This is a genomic window from Hydrogenophaga intermedia (genome assembly GCF_000723405.1).
GTDB lineage: Bacteria > Pseudomonadota > Gammaproteobacteria > Burkholderiales > Burkholderiaceae_C > Hydrogenophaga > Hydrogenophaga intermedia.
Genome location: NZ_CCAE010000057.1, coordinates 15,233 through 29,029, shown reverse-complemented (window position 1 = coordinate 29,029; position 13,797 = coordinate 15,233). Strand labels below are relative to the sequence as shown.

Here is a 13,797-nt window from a genome sequence, read left to right as displayed (position 1 = left end):
GCCCAGCGCCCCTCCCCCCGTCAGCCTCCCGCCCGAGGCGCCGCATTCCGCGCGCCCGGCCGTGGGCCTCACGCTGCTCGCCCTGCTGGTGGCCGCCGCCGCGCTGGTCATGGCCGGCATGCTCTGGCAGCGCCTGAACACCACCCAGGCCGAACTCGCCCGGCGCGCGCACGAGGTCGAGCTGCAGGTGGTTGAGGCGCGCACCGTGGCCTCGCAGGCCGAGGCCCAGGTGCAGGAACTGCAGGCGCGCCTGGGCGTGGCCGAGGTGCGCCTGTCCGAGGTCAGTTTGCAGCGCAGCCAGCTTGAGGAACTGATGCTCTCGCTCTCGCGCTCGCGCGACGACAACCTCATCCAGGACCTCGAGGCTTCCCTGCGCCTGGCCCTGCAGCAGTCGCAGCTCACCGGTAGCGCGCAGCCGCTGGTGTCGGCCCTGCAGGCGGCCGACCAGCGCATCCAGCGCGCCGCGCAGCCGCGCCTGAACCCGGTGCAGCGAGCCATCGCGCGCGATGTCGACCGCATCCGCGCCGCCGCGCTGGCTGACATCCCCAACCTGGCCCTGCAGATCGACGAACTCGTGCGTCAGGTCGACACCTGGCCGACGCAAAACGCCGTGGGTGTGGAGCGCGCGGCACCGCGTCCGCCGCGCCGTGCCGCAGCGCCGGCGGGCCCGGCCGCTTCGGCCAGGCCCGCGGCGGGCGTCGCCCCCGGGGCCGAGTCCACGCCCTCGGAGGGCGAAGCGGCCCCGGACAGCTCACCCTGGCAAGCCTTCGCCGAGCGCTGGAACCGCTGGTGGCGCGAGGCCTTCGTGCGGGTCGTGCAGGGCTCGCGTGACCTGGTGCACGTCAGCCGCATCGACCACCCCGACGCCGCACTGCTCGCACCCGAGCAGGCCTTCTTCCTGCGCGAGAACATCAAGCTCAAGCTGCTCAACGCGCGCCTGGCCCTGCTGGCCCGCCAGATGAACGCCGCCCGCGCCGACGTGGTTGTCGTCGAAGGCTTGCTCAAGCAATACTTCGACGGCAATTCACCCGCCATCGCCAGTGCCCTGGGCAGCCTGGGCCGCCTGCGCCGCGACCTGGTGTCGCAGGACCTGCCTCGACCCGACGACACGCTTGCGGCCCTGGCCGCGGCCGCCGGGGGCCGTTGATGCGTGCTCGCGCGCGGCAAAGGGGCGCCATGCGCAGCGTGTTCTGGCTGCTCGGCCTGGCCGCGCTGGCTGTGGCGATGGCCATGCTGGTCGGCGACAACCGCGGCACCGTCACCCTGTTCTGGCCGCCCTGGCGCTTCGACGTCTCCTTCAACTTCGCGCTGTTCGTGCTCATTGGCGGCTTTGCGCTGCTGTACGCCGCGCTACGCGCGCTGGCCCTGCTGCGCGACCTGCCGCTGCAGGCGCGGCGCTGGCGCAGCCAGCAGATGGAGCGTGCCGTGGTGGGCTGGGTGCTCGACGCGCTGTCGAACCAGCTCGCGGGCCGCTTCGTGCGCGCGCAGTCGGCGGCCCGCAACGCGCTCGACCACCTCGACGGTGCCACCAGCGGCGACTGGCCCCGGCGCGAGCAGTTGCGCGCGCTGGCCCACCTGCTGGCCGCCGAGAGCGCCCACTCATTGCAGAACCGCGCGCAGCGCGACGAGCACCTGCAGACTGCGCTGAACCCCACGGTGGCGCGTACCGCGCCCGAGGTGCTGGAAGGCGCGCTGCTGCGCGCCACGCGCTGGGCTGTGGAGGACCGCGATGCGAGCGCCGCGCGCGCACGCCTGGCCGAACTGCCACAGGGTGCGCAACGCCGTGTGCAGGCCCTTCGTCTGAAGCTGCGCGTGGCGCGTCTGGGCGACGCGACGGGCGAGGCCCTCGAAACCGCCCGCTTGCTGGCCAAGCACCGCGCTTTCTCTCCCGAGGCCGCTCGCAGCCTGCTGCTGGGTCTTGCGCTTGACGCCCTGCGGGGTGCGCACGATCTCGCGCAATTGCAGCGTGTGTGGGATGGGCTCGACGCGGCCGAGCGCGCGATACCCGAGCTGGCGCTCGCCGCTGCCGATCGCGCGCACGCGCTGTTGCAGCTCGACGCCATCGACGGGCATGACGCCCCCGAGGGGGGGCAAGGCGAAGACGTCGCCGCGCGGGTGCGCGACTGGCTGGCGCCCTTGTGGGAAGACTTCGGCTCGCTCGACGAACGCCACCAGGCGCGCCTGGCGCTCGCGCTCGAACCCGACCTGCCGCACCTGGACGCCGCAGGCCTGGCGCGCCTGGAACTGCTGCAGCGCCAATGGCCGCAGAACCCACACCTGCAGTACCTGGCGGGCCAGGCCTGCCTGCACCGCCAGTTGTGGGGCAAGGCGGCTCAGTTGCTGGGCCTGGCGCGCACCGGCCTGCGCGACGCCACGCTGTGCCGGCGCACCTGGCGCTCGCTGGCCCGTCTGGCCGAGGAGCGCGGCGACAGCGAGGCCGCCCAGGAGGCCTGGCGGCAGGCGGCACAGATCGACTGACGGGGTGTCGGTCAGCGGCCAAGCGGGTTCGCGGACGGACAAATGACAGACAAAGAAAAAGGCCAGCGCTTGTGCGCTGGCCTTTTTCTTTGGGGTGACACCACCAGGTGGCGCGGGGAGCCGCGCCACTCGCTCAGCGCTGCTCGAACGGCAGCGTCATGTCGCGCAGGTCCTTGCGGGTCTCGACCAGCACCAGCGGGCCTTCGTCGAGGGCCACGGGCGGCTTGGGCTCGCGCGGCACGCGCACGGGCGCGGGCTCGGCCGCGATGGCGGCCTGCACCTGGGCCACCTTCTCGGCGTCGGAGTTGACCCATTCCAGGCCACTGGAGGCCGCCACGGCGCGCAGGTCGTCGATACCGAGCGTGTAGGCCTGCACCTTGGGCATGCCTGCCGGCGTAGCCACAGGGGCAGGCGCGGGCGCTGTCACCGGGGCGGCGGCGACCGGGGCCGCCGGCACGGGAGCGGCGATGGGCGCCGGCGTCTGAGCAACCGGCGCGGCCGCAGGGGCGCTGGGCATGGTGAAGTAGCTGCGGACCGGCGGCGTGTCCTCGGCGGCCTCGCCTTCCATGGCCATGGGCACGGTGTCGCCGGCCTCGGCGGGTGCCTCGGCAGCGTCCTCGCGGGGACCACGCTCGCGGCGGTCGCGGCCATAGCGGTCGCGGGTGCGGCGCTCGCGCGGGGCGCGCTGGGCGTTGTCGGCGTCGCCCTGCTCGGGGCTGGTGGCGACAGCGTCGGCCGGCACGGCGGTTTCGTCGTCACCGCGCGGCGCGTCCTGGTTCTCGGGGCGGCGGCGCTGTTCGCCGTCGCGGCCCTCACGGCCCTCGCGGCCATCACGACCGCGGCCACGGCGCGGCTCGCGACGGGCCTGCGCCTCGGCGTTGTCGGCCGTGTCGGTGGCTGGCACCGCGTTGGCGTTCAGTTCAGCGTTCTCGGCAGCGGGTGCCTCGCGGCGCTCGCCCCGGCGGTCGCGGCGGTTTTCTCCCTGGCCGCGCGCGCCTTCGCCTCGGCTCTCACCGCGGTTGTCACCTCGGCCTTCGCCACGGTTGTCCTGGCGGGGCTCGTTGCGGCGGTTCTCGCCGTTGCGGCCACCACCCTGGCGCTGGCCTTCGGCGGCCTGTGCCTCACGTGGCTGGCCATCGCGCTGGCCACGGCCTTCGCGGTTGTCGCGGCCTTCCCGGCCTTCGCCGCGGCCACCTCGGCCACCGCGGCCCCGGCCGCCGTCACGCCCACCGTCGCGGCGGGCCTCGCCTTTGCCGGCTTCCTTGCCAGCGGGCGTCGCCGGTGCGGGCGCGGGGCTGGGCGTCGCGGCGGGGGCACCGCCGAACAGCTTCTTGAGGAAACCGAAGAAGCCCGCCTCGGCCGGCGCGGCGACCGGCTTGGCCACAGGCGCCGCCACCGGGGCCACGGGAGCGGGCGTCGGCTTGGGCACGGCCACGGGCGCCGGCGCGTCGGGCAGGACGCCCTTGATCACGGGCTCCTGCTTGTTGGTGCGCTCCTGGCTGCGGCGCGTGAAGCTGGCCACGTCGTCCACTTCCTCGGCCAGCTTGTAGCTGGAGTCGAGGTTGTCCAGGCGCGGGTCGTCGTGCTTCAGGCGCTCGAGCTTGTAGTTGGGCGTATCGAGCGACTTGTTGGGCACCAGCAGCACGTTGATGCGCTGCTTGAGCTCGATCTTGGTGATCTCTGTCCGCTTCTCGTTGAGCAGGAAGCTGGCCACCTCGACGGGCACCTGCACCAGCACGGCGGCCGTGCTGTCCTTGAGCGACTCTTCCTGGATGACGCGCAGGATCTGCAGCGCCGAGGATTCGGTGTCGCGGATGTGGCCGGAGCCACCGCAGCGCGGGCAGGGGATGGACGCGCCTTCGCTGAGCATGGGCTTGAGGCGCTGGCGGCTCATTTCGAGCAGGCCGAATTTGCTGATGGAGCCGAACTGCACGCGCGCGCGGTCCTGGCGCAGCGCGTCGCGCAGGCGGTTTTCCACCTCGCGCCGGTTCTTGCTCTCCTCCATGTCGATGAAGTCGATGACGATCAGACCGCCGAGGTCGCGCAGGCGGGCCTGGCGCGCCACTTCGTCGGCGGCCTCCAGGTTGGTGCGCGTGGCGGTTTCCTCGATGTCGCCGCCCTTGATGGCGCGCGCCGAGTTCACGTCCACGGCCACCAGCGCCTCGGTCTGGTCGATGACGATGGCGCCGCCGCTGGGCAGTTGCACGATGCGGCTGTAGGCGGTCTCGATCTGGTGCTCGATCTGGAAGCGGCTGAACAGCGGCGCGTCGTCGCGGTAGCGCTTCACGCGGTGCCCGTGCTCGGGCATCACGTGGCTCATGAACTGATGCGCCTGGTCGTAGATGTCATCGGTGTCGATGAGGATCTCGCCGATGTCGCTGTTGAAGTAGTCGCGGATCGCGCGGATCACCAGGCTCGACTCCTGGTAGATCAGGAACGCGCCCTTGCCAGCCCCGGCGGCGCCGTCGATGGCGGTCCAGAGCTTGAGCAGGTAGTTCAGGTCCCACTGCAATTCGGCGGCGTCGCGGCCGATGCCGGCCGTGCGCGCGATGATGCTCATGCCGTTGGGGTACTCGAGCTGGTCGAGTGCGGCCTTGAGTTCGGCGCGTTCCTCGCCCTCGATGCGGCGCGAGACGCCGCCGCCGCGCGGGTTGTTGGGCATCAGCACCACGTAGCGGCCGGCCAGGCTGATGAACGTGGTGAGGGCCGCGCCCTTGTTGCCGCGCTCTTCCTTCTCGACCTGGACGATGAGTTCCTGGCCTTCCTTGATCACGTCCTGGATGCGCGCCTGGGACGGCGAGACGTTGCCCTGGAAGAACTGGCGGGCGATTTCCTTGAACGGCAGGAAGCCGTGGCGGTCTTCGCCGTAGTCGACGAAACAGGCTTCCAGCGAGGGCTCGACGCGCGTGACGACGGCCTTGTAGATGTTGCCCTTGCGCTGTTCGCGCCCCTCGATCTCGATTTCGTAGTCGAGCAGTTTCTGCCCGTCCACGATCGCCAGGCGGCGCTCTTCGGCCTGCGTGGCGTTGATCAGCATGCGTTTCATGATGCGTTTTCCCTTCGTTGGCACACGGCGGCGCCGGGCTGATTTGCCCGCGCCGCCCGCAAGGCCAGGAAGCCGCACACGCAACGAACGGTGGAGGAATTGCCGGAGAGCCGTGACCGGGCAATGGCGCGCGCGCTCGGGCGCTGCGACGGGGTGCCGGGTCGGGCATGGGCGCGTGGAGTCGAGGGCAGGGCCGCTAGGGGTCCAGGGCTGTCGGTGACAGCATCGGGCCTCGGTGGCTGCTGGGTCGTCTCCTCGTCCAGGCCGTTTGCTGTCGGGGCCTGGACGATTGGGGTATTCCGTTGTCGGTTCGCTGTGGGTCTGCGGATTCCACCGCGGCGTCCTCCGGCTCGGGCCGACCGGGATGCGCAAAGTCAGCATCGGGATCGGGCGCGAGGGCCGGGTGCCGTGGCTGGCCACCTCCGCCCGCCGGGCTCCCGGCACATCCGGGTCGGCCGCTTCGGTGTTTGCTGCCTTAAACTCAAGACAAATCAAACACTTACAGCACACAACGGGCGTCGCGCATTATAGACACGTCCCCCGCGTCCGTGGTGGATCCATGAAAGCCCCAATCGACACCCCGCCCGCCGTCCGCCTCATCACTGTGGACGAGGAATCCGACGGCCAGCGGCTGGACAACTTCCTGATGCGCCAGCTCAAGGGTGTGCCCAAGACGCACATCTACCGCGTGATCCGCTCGGGCGAGGTGCGGCGCAACAAGGCCCGCGCCAGCGCCGATGAGCGCGTGGCCACCGGCGACGTGCTGCGCATCCCGCCGGTCCGCGTCTCCCATCGGGCCGAGGAAAAGGCCGAACGACCCGCGCCCGCGCGCGAATTCCCTGTGGTGCACGAAGACGAAGGATTGCTCGCCATCGACAAGCCCGCCGGCGTGGCCGTGCACGGCGGCAGCGGCGTGAGTTTCGGTGTCATCGAGCAATTGCGCCAATCGCGACCGAGCGCGCGCCTGCTCGAATTGGTGCACCGGCTGGACCGCGAAACCAGCGGCCTGTTGCTCATTGCGAAAAAGAAGAGCGTGCTCAAGGCGGTGCAGGACCAGTTCCGCGAACGCGAAACCGGCAAGACTTATCTGGCGCTGGTGCTGGGCGATTGGCCCGAATCGAGCAAAGTGATCGATGTGCCGCTGCACAAGTACCTGCTGGCCGACGGCGAGCGGCGCGTGCGCACCACCTCGGCCGACGACCCCGATGGCATGCGGGCGATCACTCTCGTCAGAGTGGCCCGCCGATGGCCGAACTCGCCGGACGGGCGGGGGCCGCTGAGCCTGTTGGAGGTAACGATCAAGACCGGGCGCACGCACCAGATCCGCGTTCATTTGGCCAGTGCCGGCCACCCCATCGCCGGCGACGACAAATACGGTGATTTCGAGCGCAACCGCGAATTGGCGCGGGCCGGCCTCAAACGCATGTTCCTGCACGCTTGGCGTCTGCGGTTGACGCATCCGCAAACCCAATCGCCGCTGCAATTGCAAACCGAATTGCCCTCCGAACTGCAACGTTTCGTCGATTCGCTTTGAAAACGGAATAGAATTTGCCCGGCATCGCTCGATGCCCCCGAATCATTTTTCAAAGCGACAAGGATTACCGATATGGCAACGTATTCCGAACTGATGGCGCAGGCGCAATCATTGATGGCACAGGCCGAACAGGCCCGCAAGAACGAGCTGTCCAACGTGATCGCCGACATCAAGGCCAAGATGAAGCAGTACGGCATCACCGTGGCCGATCTGGGCGGCGCCGCTTCGGCGGGTGGCCGCAAGGCGGGCAAGTCCAAGTCGGTCGCGGCGCCCAAGTATCGCGGCCCCAATGGCGAATTGTGGGCGGGCGGTCCGGGTCGCAAGCCGCAATGGGTGCGCGACGCGCTGGCCGCCGGCAAGGATCTGGACGCCTACAAGATCTGAGCGTCAGGCCCCGCTGAAGCCCGCCGCCCGGCGGGCTTTTTCTTGGGCGCGCCTCGTTATGCTCGCCCCCATGCAAGAGATTCTGGTGGTCTGCATGGGCAACATCTGCCGCTCGCCCATGGCCAGTGCGGTGTTGCAGGCCGAGGTGGAGCGCCGCGGCCTGCAGGGACGCGTGGCGGTGGAGTCGGCCGGCGTCTACGGCGGCCATGCCGGGGAGCGCGCCGACAGCCGCGCGCGCCAGCTGGCCAAGGCGCGCGGCTACGCGGCCATCGAGACCGAGCGCGCGCGGGCGGTGAGCGAGGAAGACTTCGGGCGCTTCGACGCCATCCTCGCCATGGACGAGGGCAATCTGGCGCAACTGCGGCGCCGCTGCCCGCCCGCACAGGCGCACAAGCTGCACCTGTTCCTGGACTACGCGGGCCTGGGCTTTCAGGAAGTGCCCGACCCGTACTACGGTCCGCTGCAGGGCTTCGAGAACGTGATGGCGATGTGCGAGCGCGCCGCGCCGCGTGTGATCGAGCGCCTCACGGGCGCTGCCGGGGTGGCGCCGCCTCAGACCTTGTAGTAGCCGCGGTACCAGCGCACGAAGCGCTCGATGCCCTCGGCCAGCGGCGTGGCCGGGGCGAAGCCCACCCAGTCGTGCAGGGCGGTCGTGCTGGCGTAGGTGGCGGGCACGTCGCCGGGCTGCATGGGCAGCAGGCGCTTGGTGGCCTCGCGGCCGGTGGCGCGCTCGATGCAGGCGATGAATTCCATCAGTTGCACCGGGTCGTGGTTGCCGATGTTGAACACGCGGTAGGGCGCGCCGCCTTCGGTTGCGGGCGTGGCGGGCTTGTCCAGCACGCGCAACACGCCTTCGACAATGTCGTCGATCCAGGTGAAGTCGCGCTTCATGTCGCCGTGGTTGAACACGTCGATGGGGCGGCCTTCGAGCACGGCCTTGGTGAAAGAGAAGTAGGCCATGTCGGGTCGGCCCCAGGGCCCGTACACGGTGAAGAAGCGCAGGCCGGTGGCGGGCAGCCGGTAGAGGTGGCTGTAGGTGTGGGCCATCAGCTCGTTGGCTTTCTTGGTGGCGGCGTACAGACTCACCGGGTGGTCCACCGGGTCGCTCTCCTCGAAAGGCATCTTCGTGTTGCCGCCGTACACGCTGGAGCTGGACGCGTAGACCAGGTGCCCCACGCCCTGCGCGCGGCAGCCTTCCAGCACGTGACCGAAGCCGGTGAGGTTGCTCTCGAGGTAGGCGTGCGGGTGGGTGATGGAGTAGCGCACACCGGCCTGCGCTGCCAGGTGCACCACGCCGTCGAAGCGCTCGCGCGCGAACAGCGCCTCCATGCCCGCGCGGTCGGCCAGGTCGAGCCGCTCGAAGCGAAAGCCCGGCTGCCCCTGCAACTGGCCGAGCCGGGCCTGCTTGAGTGCCGGGTCGTAGTAATCGTTGAGGTTGTCGATGCCGGTGACCGTGTCACCGCGAGCCAGCAGGCGCTGCGCGGTGTGCATGCCGATGAAGCCGGCCGCGCCGGTGAGCAGGATGTGCATCCCGCGATCGTAGTGCAGGTAGGTGGCGGATCAATCCGCCCAGAGAACCGGCCTGCCAGTGGTCTCCCAGTTCTCGTAGTTGCGCGCGTACACGTCCTCGATGCGGTTGCGCTTGACCTTGAAGGTGGGCGTGATCATGTCGTTGTCCACCGTCCAGGGCGTGGACACCACCACCAGGCACTGCAACTGCTCGTGCGGATCCAGCGTGGCGTTGATCGTCGCGCGGTGCTCGGCGAGCGAGCGCTCCAGCGCGGCGCGCTCGTCGGGGTGCTTCGCCTTCTCGGCCGCGTCGGGGCTCAACATGCAGATGCCCAGCGGCTGGCCCAGGTTGGCACCGGTCACCACGCAGGCCTCCACGGCCTCGTGCATCACCAGCTTGTCCTCGATGGGTGCGGGCGCCACGTATTTGCCCTTGCCGGTCTTGAACAGATCCTTCACGCGGCCGGTGATGCGCAGCAGGCCACCCGCATCGATGCTGCCCTTGTCGCCGGTCTTGAGCCAGCCGTCCTCGGTGAAGGCCTCCCGGCTTTTCTCGGGCTCCTTGTAGTAGCCCTGCATCAGCGCCTGGCTGCGCATCTGGATTTCGCCGGTCTGCGGGTCGATGCGCTGTTCCACGCCCGGGTAGGTGGGCCCCACGGTGCCCTGCTGGTTCTTCCCCGCCTCGGTGATGTGCGACAGCGCGAGGTTTTCGGTCATGCCGTAGCCCTCATTGACGGGAATGCCCAGCTTCGCGTACCACTGCAGCAACGCGGGCGGCATGGGCGCGGCACCGCCAGCGGCGAATTTGCACTGGTCCAGGCCCAGGGCCTTCTGGATCTTGCGGCGCACGATGCCGCCCAGGATGGGAATGCCCAGCAGGCGCTGGAGTTTGGCCGGCGGCATCTTGGCGTGAATGCCCTGCTGGAACTTGACCCACAGGCGCGGGACCGAGAAGAACACCGTGGGCCGCGCGCGCTGCAGGTCGGCCGCGAAGGTGTCCAGCGATTCGGCGAAGAACACGTGCATGCCCGTGCGCAGCCAGCCGTGCTCCACCAGCATGCGCTCCACGACGTGGGCCAGCGGCAGGTAGCTCAGCATGCGGTCGTTTTGCGTGAGAGGGATGCGCGCCAGGCCCTTGTCGAGCGCCCAGGCGAAGTTGCCGAAGCTGTGCATCACGCCCTTGGGCAGGCCGGTGGTGCCCGAGGTGTAGATCAGCGTGGCCAGGTCGTTCTCCGCCCGAACCGGTTGGCCCTTCAAGGGTTCGGTGCGCGCGCAGATGGCGTCCCAACCGTCGTAGGCCTGGATCGCGTCCACGGGTGACAGCGGGTAGCTGATGCAGGGCAGGTCGGCGGGCACGCCGGGCTTCATGCCCTCCCAGCCGTCGAGCTTGCCCACGAACAGGGCCTTCGATTCGCTGTGCGTGAGGATCTGGCGGATGGTCTCGGGCGCAAGCGTGGGGTACAGCGGCACCGACACGTAATCCGCCATCCAGATCGCCAGGTCGCTCATCATCCACCAGGCGCAGTTCTTGGAGAGGATGGCCACCTTGCTGCCCGGTGCCCAGCCCTGGGACTGCAGGTGCGCGGCCATGCGGCGCGTCTGGTCGGCCACCTGGGCCCAGGTGAAGTCGTGCACCACGCCGCCGCCCATGGGCTGCGTCAGCGCCACGCGCGTGGGCGCCTTCTTCTCCCAGTCGTACAGGCGTTGCAGGGCCAGCAGGTCGTCGGCGATCTTCGCGCTCATGAACGGGTCTCCTTGGTTTGAAACCCGTCCAATCTAGCGAGGGGGCGGTGAATTCCTCACTGGGTTTTCCCCGTGTCGGCCACCGATTGGGGAGTTCACTCCAGTCGCAGCGTTAGCGCCGAAAGCGGCGCGTCGAAGGCGCCGTGCCAGGTCTGGCCCGGGGCCACGGCCCAGGCGTCGGTCCAGGTGCCGGTGGTGACGATGTCGCCCGCCTGCAGCGGCGGCGCGCCGGGGCAGGCGCGGTGGGCCTGCACGAAATGCCACAGGGCCTGCACGGGGCCGTCGAGCACGGCCGCGCCCTTGCCCTGGTCCAATGCCTCGCCGTCGCGCGCCAGCGTCACGCCCGAGCCGGCCAGCGCCGCGTCCAGCCCCACGGCGTCGGCGGCGATGTCGCGCACCGGCACGCGCCGGCCCACCAGCAAGCGCGCGTGCAGGCCGCCGTCGGCCACGGTGTCGGGGGCGTCGAACTTCCAGCCCGCCAGGTGCGACTGCACGATCTCGAAACCGGGCGCGACCCAGTCCAGCGCGTCGAAGAGATCCGCGATGGAGGCGTCGGCGGCGGGCGCGGCGCGGAAACCGAACACCGCCTCGGGCTCGATGCGCGGCTCGCTCGTGTGGTCCAGCGAGAGCCGGCCTTCGCCCTCGCAGAACACCACGGTGCTGTCGTACACCGTGCCCCAGATGGGCGCATACACGTTGTAGACCGGCCAGATGCTTCGGTTGGTGAAGCCGACCTTGTAGCCCAGCGGGTGTTCGCCACGCGCCACGCGCAGGGCGCGCACGGCCAGCGCGTCGGCGTAGGCGCGCTCGAGGGTGTAGGCAGGGTCGGTACTCAGGCGCTCGGCCCAGGGAAGGCCGGTGTCGACGTGGTGCAGCAGGGTTTGGGGCGTCATGTGGGCATTGTGGTGGGGGCGCGGCTATGCTGCCATCCCATGAACGACACCGGACTCGAACTCCTCGAAGGCCGCTCGGGCGCGCCCGACGCGCCCACCGCGGCCAGCCTCATCGTGCTGCACGGCCTCGGCGCCGACGGCAACGACTTCGTGCCCGTGGCGCAGATGCTGGACCTCACGAAAGTCGGCCCCGTGCGCTTCGTATTCCCGAGCGCGCCGGTGCGGCCCGTCACGCTCAACGGCGGCTACGCCATGCGCGCCTGGTACGACATCTTCCCGCCCTCGTCGCACGCGGCGCAGCCGCGACAGGAAGACGAGCCCGGCCTGCGCGCCTCGATGGCGCAGGTGCAGGCGCTCATGGATCGCGAGGTCGCGATGGGCGTGCCGGCCTCGCGCATCGTGCTGATGGGCTTCTCGCAGGGATGCGCCATGACGCTGTTGGCCGGCCTGCGCGCGCCGCAGCGCCTGGCCGGGCTGGTGGCGCTGTCGGGCTACCTGCCGCTGCCCGCCACCACGGCGACCGAGCGCAGCGCGGCCAATGCCGGCCTGCCCGTGTTCATGGGGCATGGCGAGAGCGACGAGATCGTGGCGCTGTCGCGCGGCGAGGCCGCGCGCGATGCCTTGCTGGCCCTGGGTCACCCGGTGGAGTGGCACACCTACCCCATGGGCCACAGCGTGTGCCCCGAGGAAGTGGGTGACCTCAACCGCTGGTTGCTCGACGTCCTGCGCTGAAGCGGCGCCACAGCGTGGCGGCCCCGTCCATCACGGGCCGGCCGTAGAGGATCAGCGCCAGCGCGACGCCGATCAGGGGCAGGGCGATGAACACCCAGCCCGTGAGCCGCTCTCCACCGAGCCACACGCCCACCGCCAGCGCCACCACCGGGTTCACGAAGGAGTAGCTGCCCGCCAGTGCCGCGCTGGTGTTCTTGAGCAGCCACAGGTAGGCGTTGAGCGTGACCATGGTGCCCATCACCACCAGGTAGAGCCAGGCCAGGGCCGAGGCCGCCGACACCTGCGCCCACTGGAACGCGCGCGCATCGGGCTCGAACAGGAGCGCCGCCAGCGTGCACATCAGCCCACCCAGCAGCCACTGCGCGGCCGAGGCCATGGCCGGCGGTGGCAGCGCCAGCTTGCGCGAGGCGTAGGAGCCCAGGCTCCAGGCCAGCGGCGCGCCGAAGGCGCACAGTGTGCCCAGCAAGGTGGTGGAGAAATCGCCCTCCAGGGCCAGCAGCATGGCGCCCGCCGCGCCCAGCACCAGGCCCAGCCAGCTCGTCAGCGGCACGCGCTCGCCGCCCCAGCGCGTCCACAGCGCCAGCCACATGGGCATGGTCGTCACCACGGTGGCCATCAACCCGGAACCGATGCCGGCCTTCTGCGCCAGCACCACCAGCGCCATGGCCGCGAAGGCCATCAGCCCGCCGATGAGCGCGCTGGCGCGCCACTGCACCGCCGTGGGCCAGGCCAGGCCCTGCCAGCGCGCAATGGCCAGCATGGCCAGACCCGCTGCCACGAAGCGCGCGCCGTTCATGAGCACCGGCGGCAAGGTCTGCATGGCCACGGCCAGTGCGTAATAAGTGGTGCCCCAGACGAGGTACACGATGAGCAGCGCCAGGGCCAGGCGCCAGGATTGGCCTTGTGGGCTGAATCGGTTGAAAATGGACGGCATGCGGCCACCTGTGTCGTAAGATTTCTGGCGAAACGCCGATGGCCCGTATTTTTATCAGAACTGTGTGCGCATGCAAGCAAATATTCAGCTCGACGAGATCGACGCCGGAATTCTTACGGCCCTGAGCAGCGACAGCCGCCGTTCGTACGCCGACGTGGCGGCCGAGGTGGGCCTGTCCACCGCCGCCGTGCACGAACGCGTGAAGAAGATGGTGGAGCGTGGCGTGATCGAGCGCTTCTCATTGCGCGTGGACCCCGACCGCGTGGGCCTGCACCTCACCGCCTTCGTGGCCATCCGCAACGACGGCGGCGTGCACTGCCGCGACATCGCGCCGCGCCTGCGCGAACTGCCCGAGGTGCTGGAGCTGCACAGTGTGGCCGGCGAGTACGACTTCCTGGCCAAGCTGCGCACCACGCACGCACGCGCGCTGGAGGACGTGCTCTACGCCATCAAGGCCATTCCGGGTGTGGCGCGCACCACCAGCACCGTGGTGCTGAGCACCGAGTTCGAGGAACGGCCGCTGCGCTGGCCCGGGGCGAACTGA

12 protein-coding genes are annotated in these 13,797 nt (G+C 70.1%); 7 read left to right on the top strand and 5 right to left on the bottom strand.

Going from position 1 to position 13,797, the window contains the following annotated elements; genetic code table 11:
- Together BN948_RS21770 and BN948_RS21765 are read left to right on the top strand one after the other, a co-directional pair.
- Positions 1-1,147, top strand: a 1,147-nt coding sequence (locus tag BN948_RS21770; protein ID WP_035623803.1) for a uroporphyrinogen-III C-methyltransferase, incomplete at its 5' end; no start/stop codon positions are given.
- A 29-nt stretch (positions 1,148-1,176) separates the two neighbouring features.
- Entirely contained in the window at positions 1,177-2,478 is a 1,302-nt protein-coding gene (locus tag BN948_RS21765) for a heme biosynthesis HemY N-terminal domain-containing protein (protein ID WP_009517841.1), read from the top strand.
- A 133-nt stretch (positions 2,479-2,611) separates the two neighbouring features.
- Here the strand turns inward: BN948_RS21765 and BN948_RS21760 are convergent, their stop codons facing one another.
- Positions 2,612-5,524, bottom strand: a complete 2,913-nt coding sequence (locus tag BN948_RS21760; RefSeq protein WP_035623788.1) for an Rne/Rng family ribonuclease — start codon at positions 5,522-5,524, stop codon at positions 2,612-2,614.
- A 559-nt stretch (positions 5,525-6,083) separates the two neighbouring features.
- On the opposite strand from BN948_RS21760, the gene BN948_RS21755 reads away from it, so the two are divergent.
- The 3 genes from BN948_RS21755 to BN948_RS21745 all read left to right on the top strand — a co-directional run bounded on the left by BN948_RS21755 (position 6,084) and on the right by BN948_RS21745 (position 8,007).
- Positions 6,084-7,058: an RluA family pseudouridine synthase gene (locus BN948_RS21755; RefSeq protein WP_009517843.1), complete on the top strand. Its 975-nt coding sequence runs from the start codon at positions 6,084-6,086 to the stop codon at positions 7,056-7,058.
- Between the two features lie 72 nt (positions 7,059-7,130).
- On the top strand, positions 7,131-7,442 hold the full coding sequence (locus tag BN948_RS21750; RefSeq protein WP_009517844.1) for an H-NS histone family protein: 312 nt from the start codon (positions 7,131-7,133) through the stop codon (positions 7,440-7,442).
- Between the two features lie 70 nt (positions 7,443-7,512).
- The gene (locus tag BN948_RS21745) at positions 7,513-8,007 is read left to right on the top strand and encodes a low molecular weight protein-tyrosine-phosphatase (protein WP_035623785.1); all 495 of its coding nucleotides are present in this window, start codon (positions 7,513-7,515) and stop codon (positions 8,005-8,007) included.
- Here BN948_RS21745 and BN948_RS21740 read toward each other — a convergent pair.
- From BN948_RS21740 to BN948_RS21730, 3 genes are all read right to left on the bottom strand, one after another.
- Positions 7,995-8,972: an NAD-dependent epimerase gene (locus tag BN948_RS21740; protein WP_009517846.1), complete on the bottom strand. Its 978-nt coding sequence runs from the start codon at positions 8,970-8,972 to the stop codon at positions 7,995-7,997. The genes BN948_RS21745 and BN948_RS21740 overlap by 13 nt on opposite strands.
- Before the next feature lie 30 nt (positions 8,973-9,002).
- On the bottom strand, positions 9,003-10,694 hold the full coding sequence (locus BN948_RS21735) for an AMP-binding protein (RefSeq protein WP_009517847.1): 1,692 nt from the start codon (positions 10,692-10,694) through the stop codon (positions 9,003-9,005).
- Between the two features lie 95 nt (positions 10,695-10,789).
- Positions 10,790-11,587 carry a 2-keto-4-pentenoate hydratase gene (locus BN948_RS21730; RefSeq protein WP_009517848.1) on the bottom strand — a complete coding sequence of 266 codons (798 nt, stop codon included), beginning with the start codon at positions 11,585-11,587 and terminating at the stop codon, positions 10,790-10,792.
- A 39-nt stretch (positions 11,588-11,626) separates the two neighbouring features.
- Between BN948_RS21730 and BN948_RS21725 the strand changes: the two genes are divergently transcribed.
- The gene (locus tag BN948_RS21725) at positions 11,627-12,319 is read left to right on the top strand and encodes an alpha/beta hydrolase (protein ID WP_009517849.1); all 693 of its coding nucleotides are present in this window, start codon (positions 11,627-11,629) and stop codon (positions 12,317-12,319) included.
- Here the strand turns inward: BN948_RS21725 and BN948_RS21720 are convergent.
- Positions 12,288-13,253, bottom strand: coding sequence for an EamA family transporter (locus BN948_RS21720; protein WP_009517850.1), 966 nt, complete (start codon positions 13,251-13,253; stop codon positions 12,288-12,290). The genes BN948_RS21725 and BN948_RS21720 overlap by 32 nt on opposite strands.
- A gap of 70 nt (positions 13,254-13,323) precedes the next feature.
- Between BN948_RS21720 and BN948_RS21715 the strand changes: the two genes are divergently transcribed.
- Positions 13,324-13,797, top strand: coding sequence for an Lrp/AsnC family transcriptional regulator (locus BN948_RS21715; RefSeq protein ID WP_009517851.1), 474 nt, complete (start codon positions 13,324-13,326; stop codon positions 13,795-13,797).

Coding starts and splice junctions, on each gene's coding strand:
- BN948_RS21765 (WP_009517841.1), top strand. CDS start 1,177: ATGCGCAGCGTGTTCTGGCTGCTCGGCCTGGCCGCGCTGGCTGTGGCG.
- BN948_RS21760 (WP_035623788.1), bottom strand. CDS start 5,524: ATGAAACGCATGCTGATCAACGCCACGCAGGCCGAAGAGCGCCGCCTG.
- BN948_RS21755 (WP_009517843.1), top strand. CDS start 6,084: ATGAAAGCCCCAATCGACACCCCGCCCGCCGTCCGCCTCATCACTGTG.
- BN948_RS21750 (WP_009517844.1), top strand. CDS start 7,131: ATGGCAACGTATTCCGAACTGATGGCGCAGGCGCAATCATTGATGGCA.
- BN948_RS21745 (WP_035623785.1), top strand. CDS start 7,513: ATGCAAGAGATTCTGGTGGTCTGCATGGGCAACATCTGCCGCTCGCCC.
- BN948_RS21740 (WP_009517846.1), bottom strand. CDS start 8,972: ATGCACATCCTGCTCACCGGCGCGGCCGGCTTCATCGGCATGCACACC.
- BN948_RS21735 (WP_009517847.1), bottom strand. CDS start 10,694: ATGAGCGCGAAGATCGCCGACGACCTGCTGGCCCTGCAACGCCTGTAC.
- BN948_RS21730 (WP_009517848.1), bottom strand. CDS start 11,587: ATGACGCCCCAAACCCTGCTGCACCACGTCGACACCGGCCTTCCCTGG.
- BN948_RS21725 (WP_009517849.1), top strand. CDS start 11,627: ATGAACGACACCGGACTCGAACTCCTCGAAGGCCGCTCGGGCGCGCCC.
- BN948_RS21720 (WP_009517850.1), bottom strand. CDS start 13,253: ATGCCGTCCATTTTCAACCGATTCAGCCCACAAGGCCAATCCTGGCGC.
- BN948_RS21715 (WP_009517851.1), top strand. CDS start 13,324: ATGCAAGCAAATATTCAGCTCGACGAGATCGACGCCGGAATTCTTACG.